This is a genomic window from Saccharospirillum alexandrii, from assembly GCF_004000275.1.
GTDB classification, from domain to species: domain Bacteria; phylum Pseudomonadota; class Gammaproteobacteria; order Pseudomonadales; family Natronospirillaceae; genus Saccharospirillum; species Saccharospirillum alexandrii.
This window is the reverse complement of sequence record NZ_RCIP01000008.1, coordinates 41,536-50,300: the sequence shown is the minus strand read 5'-3', so window position 1 is coordinate 50,300 and position 8,765 is coordinate 41,536. Positions and strand designations below refer to the sequence as shown.

At 56.3% G+C, this 8,765-nt stretch carries 6 protein-coding genes; all 6 read left to right on the top strand.

Features of this window, described 5'->3' with window-relative positions:
• Nucleotides 1–332: 332 nt before the first annotated feature.
• Nucleotides 333–746, top strand: a complete 414-nt coding sequence (locus tag EP166_RS20895; RefSeq protein ID WP_127560785.1) for a c-type cytochrome — start codon at nucleotides 333–335, stop codon at nucleotides 744–746.
• Nucleotides 747–1,061: 315 nt separating this feature from the next.
• The gene (locus EP166_RS20890; RefSeq protein ID WP_127560783.1) at nucleotides 1,062–2,057 is read left to right on the top strand and encodes a glutathione S-transferase family protein; all 996 of its coding nucleotides are present in this window, start codon (nucleotides 1,062–1,064) and stop codon (nucleotides 2,055–2,057) included.
• 99 nt (nucleotides 2,058–2,156) lie between these two features.
• Nucleotides 2,157–3,059 (top strand): prolipoprotein diacylglyceryl transferase, encoded by a 903-nt coding sequence (gene lgt, locus EP166_RS20885; RefSeq protein WP_220432667.1) that lies wholly within the window; start codon nucleotides 2,157–2,159, stop codon nucleotides 3,057–3,059.
• Nucleotides 3,056–3,850, top strand: a complete 795-nt coding sequence (gene thyA / locus EP166_RS20880; RefSeq protein ID WP_127560781.1) for a thymidylate synthase — start codon at nucleotides 3,056–3,058, stop codon at nucleotides 3,848–3,850. Before lgt ends, thyA begins: the two co-directional genes overlap by 4 nt.
• Nucleotides 3,851–4,007: 157 nt before the next feature.
• Nucleotides 4,008–6,413, top strand: a complete 2,406-nt coding sequence (locus EP166_RS20875) for a Lon protease family protein (protein WP_127560779.1) — start codon at nucleotides 4,008–4,010, stop codon at nucleotides 6,411–6,413.
• A gap of 212 nt (nucleotides 6,414–6,625) precedes the next feature.
• A complete protein-coding gene (gene acs / locus EP166_RS20870; protein ID WP_127560777.1) occupies nucleotides 6,626–8,575 on the top strand; it encodes an acetate--CoA ligase in 1,950 nt (649 codons plus the stop codon).
• The last annotated feature ends 190 nt before the right edge of the window (nucleotides 8,576–8,765 follow it).

Genomic DNA, 8,765 nt, shown 5'->3' with positions numbered 1-8,765 from the left:
CCGATGGTAGTGTGGGGTCTCCCCATGTGAGAGTAGGTCATCGTCAAGCTTTTAATACCAACCCCAGGCCAGAGATGGTCTGGGGTTTTTTTATGCCTGTGACTTCGGTTCGACAGACGATGACCTACTCTCATGAGAGCCGAAGCGTCGGACCGAACGTAGCGCCGCCCGGGTCCTCGTAAAGCTTTTAATACCAACCCCAGTATCGAAAGGTCCGGGGTTTTTTTTATGCACTGGTTAATACCCTTTTACAGCGAATGGTTTTTCAACGGCGTCTTAACTCGTTATACTTCGCCCACCTTCGAATTTGATTACATAATACAGGTCTGATAATGAATAAACTGATAGGTCTGATCACCGTAACCCTGTTGGCGGGTTTCGCCTGGGGTGAGTCTTATGAAGATCAGGTGCGCGAGCGCCTGGCGCCAGCTGGTAATGTGTGTGTTGAAGGCCAGGAGTGCGCAACAGCGACAGTTGCCGCTTCCGCACCACAAAGCTCTGAGCCCAGAAGTGGTGATGCAGTCTACGCTGCGGCTTGCGCTGCCTGTCACACCTCGGGTGTATTGGGGGCTCCGGTTTTCGGAGATGCCGGTCAGTGGTCTGCTCGCCTGGAACAGGATACAGCAACACTGTACGACCATGCGATCAACGGCATTGGCTCCATGCCAGCCAAAGGCGGCAATGCCAGTTTGAGCGATGAAGAAGTTCAGGCAGCCGTCGATCACATGATAGCGGCTGTACAGTAGACGGCACTCGACGCACTTCGGCCTGTCAGAACCGACTGCAAAGGCCTATTTGCTCAACAGAAAAGCCAGATTGAGCCGGTAATCCGGCTTGCTCTGGCTTTTTTGCTGTTGGCCGGTTGGCCGGTCGAGAGAGACCGGATCACTGCTCGCCTTCAAATATTCTGAAGACCGTGGTCAGTTTCTTCTGCTTTTCTCACCCCACCGTTCCGTTACCATGGTCGTTAATAATTTAGGGCTGTCGCTTAGTGATGGCTGGGGCCCGGTGTCTTCATGCAGTTACCTGTGTGGAGGCTACAACCACCAGAGGAGAACACCATGGGGCTGTTAGTAAACGGACAATGGCAGGATAAGTGGTACGACACCAGTAAAAGCGGTGGCAAATTCGAGCGTGAAGACGCGCATTTCCGTAACTGGGTGACCAGAGACGGTGAAGCTGGGCCTTCGGGTCGTGGTGGTTTCAAGGCTGAAAGTGGGCGCTACCACCTCTATGTCTCTATGGCGTGTCCCTGGGCCCACCGCACCATGATTTTTCGCAAGCTGAAAGGTTTAGAAGACCACATTGGTTTGTCGGCCGTGCACCCTGACATGCTGGAAAATGGCTGGACGTTTGAAGGCCCCAATCTAGACAGCCCGACTGTTGTTGGTGATAACCTGCACCAAAGCCGGTTTTATCATGAGCTCTACACCCGGGCCAAGGCCGACTATACCGGTCGGGTAACCGTGCCAGTGCTGTGGGATACCGAGCAAAACACCATCGCCAGCAACGAAAGTGCCGAGATCATTCGCATGCTGAACAGCGAATTCGATCACATCACCGGCAACACGCTCGATTTCTATCCGGAAGCGCTGCGTACGGAAATCGATGAGGTCAACGACCGGGTGTATCACACCGTTAATAATGGGGTCTACAAAAGCGGCTTCGCAACCACTCAGGACGCCTACGAGAAAGCGTTCGATGAATTGTTCGACAGTCTGGACTGGCTGGAGGATCGGCTGAGCACCCGGCGTTACCTGGTCGGCGAGCAAATCACTGAAGCTGACTGGCGTTTGTTTACCACCCTGGTTCGGTTCGATCCGGTGTATGTGGGACATTTCAAGTGCAACCACCAGCGCATCCAGGATTACCCGAACCTGCAAAACTATGTAAGGGATCTTTACCAGCAGCCTGGTATTGCCGAAACAGTGGATCTGGTGCACATCAAGCGCCATTACTATTTCAGCCACAAGACCATCAACCCCCATGGCGTCATCCCGAAAGGCCCGGCGCTGAGCTTTGATGCGCCCCACGATCGCGATCGCTTCAACCGCTGAATAGCCTGTACCAGTGAACCGGTGCCCTAAGCCGCACCGGTTCCTCCGCTCTGCCGGGTGGGGTATCATCCGCACTCGGTTCTAGCGGATAACCTCCTGATGATTCACCCTCAATTCGACCCGGTTGCCCTGGCTCTGGGGCCTCTTAAAATCCAGTGGTACGGCCTGATGTACCTGGCTGGCTTTGCCGCCGGTCTGTATCTGGGGATCTGGCGTGCGCGCAAGCAGTCCTGGCGCGGTTTCACCCCGGAACAGGTGCAGGATCTGCTGTTTTACATTGTCGTCGGCATCATTGTAGGTGGGCGCGTCGGCTATGTCCTGTTCTACAACCTGAGCGAATTTTTCCAGAACCCTCTCTATCTGTTCCGTATCTGGGAAGGTGGTATGAGCTTCCATGGCGGCTTCCTGGGGGTCTGTCTGGCCGTGATTCTGTTTGCCCGCAAGACCGGCAAACGGATATTCGCCGTAGGCGACTTTGTCGCGCCGCTGGTACCGCCGGGCATCTTCTTTGGTCGCCTGGGTAACTTCATTAACGGAGAGCTCTGGGGGCGCCCCACCGATGTTTCCTGGGGCATGATCTTCCCGCAGATAGATGGCCTGGTGCGCCACCCGTCTCAGTTGTACCAGATGGCCGGCGAAGGCCTTGGGCTGTTTATTCTGATGTGGTGGTTTAGTCGCAACCCGCGACCACGCATGGCGGTGTCGGGTCTGTTCATTGTCGGCTATGGTGTCTTTCGGACCACCGCCGAATTCTTCCGGGAGCCAGACGAGCACCTGGGCATTCGGGCGCTGGGTTTCCTGACCCAGGGCATGATACTGAGCATACCGATGATCCTGATCGGCATCCTGATGATGGTCTGGGCCTACCGTCGTAATGTGTTTGATACGGCCTCTGCGGTTGAACCGAGCGTGACTGGATCAACCTCAGCCTCAACGGCCAAAGCCGGTAAGACATCTTCCAAAAAGCAGTCCGGGAAGTCGGGCAAAGGCAAGCGCACATGAAGCAGTATCTGGACCTGATGCAACGCATCAAAGACGAAGGCACCCGAAAGGCAGACCGTACCGGCACCGGTACCCTCAGCATTTTCGGCCACCAGATGCGGTTCGACCTGAACCAGGGGTTTCCGCTGGTGACCACCAAAAAACTGCACTTGCGCAGTATCATCCACGAACTGCTGTGGTTTCTGAGTGGCGACACCAATATTCAATACCTGAAAGACAACGGCGTACGCATCTGGGATGAGTGGGCCGATGAAAACGGTGACCTGGGTCCGGTTTATGGCCAGCAATGGCGTCACTGGCGCACACCGGATGGCGACACCATTGATCAGATCAGCCAGGTGATGCAGACCCTGAAAACCAACCCCGATAGCCGGCGTATGCTGGTCGTTGCCTATAACCCGGCCGACGTCGACAAGATGGCGCTCCCGCCCTGCCACAGTTTGTTTCAGTTTTACGTCGCCAACGGCAAGCTCAGTTGCCAGCTGTATCAACGCTCCTGCGATGTGTTTCTCGGGTTGCCGTTCAACATTGCCAGCTATGCGTTGCTGACGCACATGGTGGCCCAGCAGGCCGGGTTGGGCGTGGGCGATTTTGTCTGGAGCGGCGGTGATGTGCATCTGTATCTGAACCACCTGGAACAGACAGACCTGCAGCTCAGTCGCGAGCCATACCCTCTGCCGCAACTGCGCCTGGCGCGGAAACCGGAGTCATTGTTTGACTATCGGTTCGACGATTTTGAGATTCTGGATTATCAGTCACACCCGCACATCAAGGCCGAGGTTTCGGTCTGATGCATGGCCCTGGCATCCGGAGTAGGGACATTCCGGCGAGCCTGGTGACAGACCCGTTATCAGGCCTGGTAGCAACGCATAACTCACACTGTTTGCTCTTGGAGTATTGAATTAAGCAGGACGCTTGCTTCAACAACTCGGTAGAGTAAGGAACAAAATGCCCAACACAGTCACAACCCCGACAGCCGATCGCTTGCAGCCCGAACAACTCAAAGCTCAGGTGTCGCTGGAGCATCTGCTGATCGAAACCTCAGACGATCTTGAGGGCGTTAGCGGCTTTCTCGGCCAGCCACGCGCCAAAGATTCGCTGGAATTCGGCATCGCCATGCGGGGTTCCGGGTACAACCTCTATGTGATGGGCGCTTCCGGCACCGGCCGGCAATCGCTGGTCTCCAAGTACGTTAAAGACCTGGCCGACACCCAGCAGTCGCCAACCGAATGGGCTTACATCAATAATTTTGACAACGCGCGGGAGCCCATGACACTGGAGCTGCCAGCCTCCCGTGGCGACGACTTGCTGAAAGCCATCAACGGTTTTATTGGCGAGTTGATGGATACCTTTCCGGCGGCGTTTGAAAACCCGACTTACCAGCGCAAACGCACCGCCATCGACCGGGAATTCAATCAGAAATACGACGCCGCCATGGCTGTGGTGGAGCGGTTTGCCAACCAGCATGAAATTGCCGTCGTCTCCGATGGCAATTCGGTCATGCTGCTGCCAGTGATCGATGGCAAAGCCCTCGATGAAACCGAATTTGCACAACTGCCAGAAGAACTGCGCAGTGAATTTCAACGTCGCATCAGTGAGATTGAAGAGCACCTGAACGAGCAACTGCTGGAGATGCCCACCTGGCGGCGTACCAGCTCGGAAAAGCTGCGAGAACTCAATAACGAGACCGTGCAGCAGGCCATCAAGCCATTGCTCAAGGAGCTGGAAGTTCGCTATCAGAGCCAGCTGTCGGTGCTGCGTTATCTGCGTGCGGTTAAACAGCATTTGCCGCCGCTGATTCTCGAATTGTATTCTGATGAACTGGGGCTGGAAGTGCGTTCAGACCAGGAGCGCAAGCAAACGCTGCAGACCTATTTGCGGCCCAATTTACTGACCCAGCACGAAATGAACGCCGGCGCTCCGGTGGTTTACGAAATGCTGCCAACGTACCAGAACCTGTTTGGCCGCATTGAGTACAGCACCCAGCAAGGCATTCCCGTCACCAACTTTCAATTGATCCGACCCGGGAGTTTGCTGCGTGCCAACGGCGGTTACCTGATTCTCGATGCGGAAAAACTGCTGATCGAGCCCTTTGCCTGGGAAGCGTTGAAACTGGCGTTGAAGACCAAGCAAGTGAAGATGGAATCGCCTTTTATCGATGCGTCACTGATGCACACCATCACGCTCAGCCCGCAAAGCATTCCGTTGAACGTGAAAGTCATTCTGATTGGCTCGCGTGATATCTATTATCAGCTGCAGGAATGGGACCCGGAATTCAATGAACTGTTTCGGGTGCCGGTCGATTTCGATAATTTCATTCCGCGCAACGCTGAAACCGTTGATAACCTGATTCTGCGCATCAAAGCCTATGGCGATGACAAGGGCTTCCGCCCGTTAACGCGCGCCGCTCTGGAACGGCTGGTTGAATTCAGCCTGCGCGAGGCGGAACATCAGTCAAGGCTGTCGGCCCAGGTGATCAAGGTGTTCAAGGTGTTTGCTGAAGCCGATTTTCTGTGCCGGCACGACGACGCCCGGGTGATCGATGCCGAACACATAGAGCGCGCCCTGAATGCGGCGGAGTATCGCAATGGTCGTATTGCCGATCAGATGCTGATGGAAATTCAGGAAGGCACCGTGTTGATTGACACTCAGGGTCAGCGCGTCGGTTGCGTGAACGGCTTGACCGTGATGGAAATTGGCGAGAGCCGCTTTGGCTCCCCGGCTCGCATTACCGGCACCGTGCATGTGGGCGCCAAGGGCGTTGTCGACATCGAGCGCGAAGTCGAGCTCGGCCAGGCGATTCACAGCAAGGGCGTGATGATCCTCAGTGGCTTTCTGGGCCATGATTTTGGTCGCCAGTTTCCGCTGACGTTGTCGGCACACATTGCCATGGAACAGAGTTATGGCGCTATTGATGGCGACAGCGCCACCGTCGCCGAATATTGCGCGCTGATCAGTGCCATCGCCCAGATTCCAGTGAATCAGGGCTATGCGATTACCGGCTCAATGAACCAGCTGGGCGAAGTACAGGCGGTCGGCGGCATTAATGAAAAAATCGAGGGCTTCTTCAAGCTCTGCGAGATTCGTGGGCTGACCGGTGAGCAGGGTGTGATTATTCCGGCCGATAACGTCAAGCACCTGATGCTGAAACAGGACGTCATCGAGGCGGTCAGCGCCGGGCGCTTTCAGATTCATGCGGTGCGGCACGTGTATCAGGCGCTGGCGCTGCTGACCGGCATGCAACCCGGCGAAGCCGACAGCAAAGGGCTGTTCCCGGGCGATTCCGTGAACGGCCAGGCCCAGGCTGCCTTGAAACAGCTGTTCGAGAACTATCAGGATACCGACGAAGAGTAAGTCAGCTCTCTCTGCGCTCCTGGCATAGGCATTGATTGTCATGAGCCGAATCGACTAATGTCGCATTGTGGTTCAACCGCCAAAAACAACAATAGGAGGCTACACTCGACTAGCCATGGCCGGGTGCTACTCCCTGCTCCGGGCAACCGACGCACAGGGAGTTCAGCTGAAACGGCCAGAATCATTTTAAAACAAGAACATAGGGGAAGAATATGGACAGCAAGGTCTATCCGGTGCCCGCTGCGGCACGTGAACGTGCCCTGGTCACTTCTGAAGACTATGACCGCCTGTATCAGCAGTCAGTCGAAGATAACGAGGGTTTTTGGCGCGAACAGGGCCAGCGACTCGACTGGTTCAAGCCCTATACCCAGGTTCGGGACGTCAGTTTCGACAAGAACAACCTGCACATCAAATGGTTTCAGGATGGCACCCTGAACGTTGCCCATAACTGCATCGACCGCCACCTGGCCACCAAAGGCGATCAGACCGCCATTATCTTCGAAGGCGATGAACTGACCGACGAGAAGACCGAAATCACCTATCGCCAACTGCATGGTCACGTCAGCCGGTTGGCGAACACCCTAAAAGACCTGGGCGTCAGCAAAGGCGACCGGGTCACCATTTACATGCCCATGATTCCAGAAGCCGCCTACGCCATGCTGGCCTGTGCCCGTATTGGCGCGATTCACTCGGTGGTGTTCGGTGGTTTCTCGCCCGATGCACTGGCCGGTCGCATTGAAGACTGTGATTCCAACCTGGTCATCACCGCCGACGAGGGCGTACGGGGTGCCAAGGCTATTCCGCTCAAGCAGAACGTCGACAAGGCGCTGGAACACTCCGGCACCGAGTGCGTCAACAAGGTGCTGGTGGTGCGTCGCACCGGCGCCCAGGTGGGCTGGAAAGAAGGCCGCGATGTCTGGTATCACGAGACGGTAGACAAGGCCAGCGATGACTGCCCTGCCGAGGAGATGAACGCAGAAGACCCGCTGTTCATCCTCTACACCTCCGGTTCGACCGGCAAGCCCAAGGGCGTGCTGCACACCACCGGTGGCTATTTGGTGTACGCTTCTTTGACGCACCAGTACGTATTCGACTACCAGGATGGCGATGTCTACTGGTGCGCCGCCGATGTGGGCTGGATCACTGGTCACAGCTACATTCTGTACGGACCGCTGGCCAACGGCGCGAAAACCCTGATGTTCGAAGGCGTGCCCACCTACCCGTCGGTGAAGCGCATTGCCCAGGTCATCGACAAGCACCAGGTGAATGTTCTGTACACCGCCCCCACTGCCATTCGCGCGCTGATGGCCAAAGGCAACGAAGCCACCGATGGCACCGATCTTTCCACCATTCGCCTGCTGGGCTCGGTTGGCGAACCGATCAACCCGGAAGCCTGGGAGTGGTACCACAGCCATTATGGCCGCAATGAAGTGCCCATCGTCGATACCTGGTGGCAAACCGAAACCGGCGGCATCCTGATTACTCCGCTGCCCGGCGCTACCGACCTCAAGCCCGGCTCGGCCACCCGACCTTTCTTTGGTGTTCAGCCAGCGCTGGTCGATAACGCCGGTCGCGAATTGAAAGGTGCAGTAGAAGGCAACCTGGTCATCACCGACAGCTGGCCGGGCCAGATGCGCAGCATCTATGGCGACCACGACCGTTTCGCCCAAACCTACTTCAGTACCTACGAAGGGTATTACTTCACCGGTGACGGCGCCCGTCGGGATGAAGACGGCTACTACTGGATTACCGGTCGTGTTGACGACGTACTTAACGTCTCCGGTCACCGTCTCGGCACGGCCGAGATTGAAAGCGCGCTGGTCGCGCACCCATCGGTTTCGGAAGCCGCGGTTGTTGGCTACCCGCACGATCTGAAAGGGCAGGGCATCTACGTCTACGTCAGCCCCATGGCCGGCGTGGTACCGAGCGATGAACTGACCAAAGAGCTGGTGCAATGGGTGCGCAAGGAAATTGGCCCCATCGCTTCACCAGACCTGATTCAATGGACTGATGGCCTGCCGAAAACCCGCTCCGGCAAGATCATGCGCCGCATTTTGCGCAAGATTGCCGCCAACGAGCAGGACAGCCTGGGCGATACCTCTACCCTGGCCGATCCATCGGTGGTGGATGATCTGATTGAGCATCGTCTGAATCAGAAATAAGCACCCGCTGTCTCCAAGGTAATCGACAACCCGGCCCCGAGCCGGGTTTTTGTTGGTTCACAGACGCCAAAAAACAGGTCAAACTAGGTTAAGAGAGAAACTGGCGTCAATCACGGCTCGACTACAACAACAAAATGCACCAACAAGCCAGACCCGAAGCCCCATGAACCGGTCTGGCCAAGCTGCCCTG